We start from the raw sequence: 1,936 nt of genomic DNA, 5'->3' as shown, positions 1-1,936 counted from the left end.
CAACATTTTGTTCGTGTTGATGAGTCTGGAAGTGATGATGAACGCCTCTGCACTGGCCTTCATCGTCGCGGGCGCCCGCTGGGCGCAGCCGGATGGACAGATCATGTTCATCCTGGTGATCAGCCTTGCAGCTGCCGAGGCCAGTATTGGTCTGGCGATCCTGCTGCAACTGTATCGCCGCTTCCACACGCTCGATATCGACGCTGCCAGTGAGATGCGCGGATGAACCTGATCTTTCTGACTTTCGTATTCCCTCTGATCGGTTTCCTGCTGCTGTCGTTCTCCCGTGGACGCTGGTCGGAAAACCTCTCGGCGCTGATCGGCGTGGGTTCCATTGGCTTGTCGGCGATTGTCGCCGCTTACGTCATCTGGCAATTCAACGTCGCGCCACCCGAAGGCGGTCACTACACCCTGGTGCTCTGGCAGTGGATGGCGGTCGAAGGCTTCAAGCCTGACTTCGCCCTCTACGTCGACGGCCTGTCGATCACCATGCTCGGCGTGGTGGTGGGCGTCGGTTTCCTGATCCACCTGTTCGCCTCCTGGTACATGCGCGGTGAAGCGGGTTACTCGCGCTTCTTCTCGTACACCAACCTGTTTATCGCCAGCATGCTGTTCCTCGTCCTGGGCGATAACCTGTTGTTCCTGTACTTCGGCTGGGAAGGCGTAGGCCTGTGCTCGTACCTGTTGATCGGTTTCTACTACAGCAACCGCAACAACGGTAACGCCGCACTCAAGGCCTTCATCGTGACCCGGATCGGCGACGTGTTCATGGCCATCGGCCTGTTCATCCTGTTCCAGCAAGTGGGCACGCTGAACATCCAGGAACTGCTGGTGCTGGCACCACAGAAATTCCAGGTCGGTGACTTCTGGATCACCCTGGCGACTCTGATGCTGCTGGGTGGCGCAGTCGGTAAATCGGCACAACTGCCACTGCAAACCTGGCTCGCGGACGCGATGGCCGGTCCTACCCCGGTTTCGGCACTGATCCACGCGGCGACCATGGTGACCGCAGGTGTTTACCTGATCGCCCGTACCCACGGCTTGTTCACCCTGGCGCCGGACATCCTGCACCTGGTCGGCATCGTCGGCGGCGTGACTCTGGTTCTGGCCGGTTTCGCCGCACTGGTACAAACCGACATCAAACGTATCCTCGCCTACTCGACCATGAGCCAGATCGGCTACATGTTCCTGGCGCTGGGCGTTGGTGCATGGGATGGCGCGATTTTCCACCTGATGACCCACGCCTTCTTCAAGGCCCTGCTGTTCCTTGCTTCCGGTGCGGTGATCGTTGCCTGCCACCACGAGCAGAACATCTTCAAGATGGGCGGTCTGTGGAAAAAACTGCCACTGGCCTACGCCAGCTTCATCGTCGGTGGTGCTGCCCTGGCCGCTCTGCCACTGGTCACCGCAGGCTTCTACTCCAAGGACGAAATCCTTTGGGAAGCGTTTGCCAGCGGCAACCACGGTCTGCTCTACGCAGGTCTGGTCGGCGCGTTCATGACTTCGCTGTACACCTTCCGCCTGATCTTCATCACGTTCCACGGTGAAGCCAAGACCGAAGCCCACGCCGGTCACGGCATCGCTCACTGGCTGCCACTGTCGGTGCTGATCGTGCTGTCGACCTTCGTCGGCGCGATGATCGTGCCACCGCTGCACGGCGTTCTGCCGGAAAGCGTCGGCCATGCCGGCGGCGAAGCCAAGCACAGTCTGGAAATCGCCTCGGGCGCCATCGTGCTGGTAGCGGTCTGATATGAACCTTGCGAATTTGCGAAAGGAAACGAGCCCGTCATGATTCTGCCTTGGCTAATCCTGATCCCCTTCATCGGCGGCCTGCTGTGCTGGATGGGTGAGCGCTTCGGGGGGGCGCCCCCCCCCCCGGGGGGGGGGGGGGGGGGGGCGCCGGGAGCAGCCCCCCACCGCGGGGGGGGGGGGCGGG

General features: G+C 61.4%; 1 protein-coding gene and 2 pseudogenes. All 3 read left to right on the top strand.

What is annotated here, in order from left to right; genetic code table 11:
* The coding region (nuoK, locus tag ACIONG_RS30440) for an NADH-quinone oxidoreductase subunit NuoK (protein ID WP_401304735.1) at positions 1-226 on the top strand (226 nt) is incomplete at its 5' end.
* Positions 223-1,746 (top strand): annotated as a pseudogene (nuoL, locus tag ACIONG_RS30435) (NADH-quinone oxidoreductase subunit L); the annotation flags it as partial. The gene nuoK and the pseudogene nuoL, both read left to right, overlap by 4 nt.
* A 42-nt stretch (positions 1,747-1,788) precedes the next feature.
* Positions 1,789-1,872, top strand: a pseudogene (locus ACIONG_RS30430) (NADH:ubiquinone oxidoreductase); the annotation flags it as partial.
* Positions 1,873-1,936 lie beyond the last annotated feature (64 nt).

Origin of the sequence: Pseudomonas sp. NPDC087817, from assembly GCF_044742875.1 — a bacterium.
Taxonomy (GTDB): Bacteria; Pseudomonadota; Gammaproteobacteria; order Pseudomonadales; family Pseudomonadaceae; genus Aquipseudomonas.
Note: the sequence above shows the minus strand (reverse complement) of the source record. Positions and strands in the feature narration are given on the sequence as shown.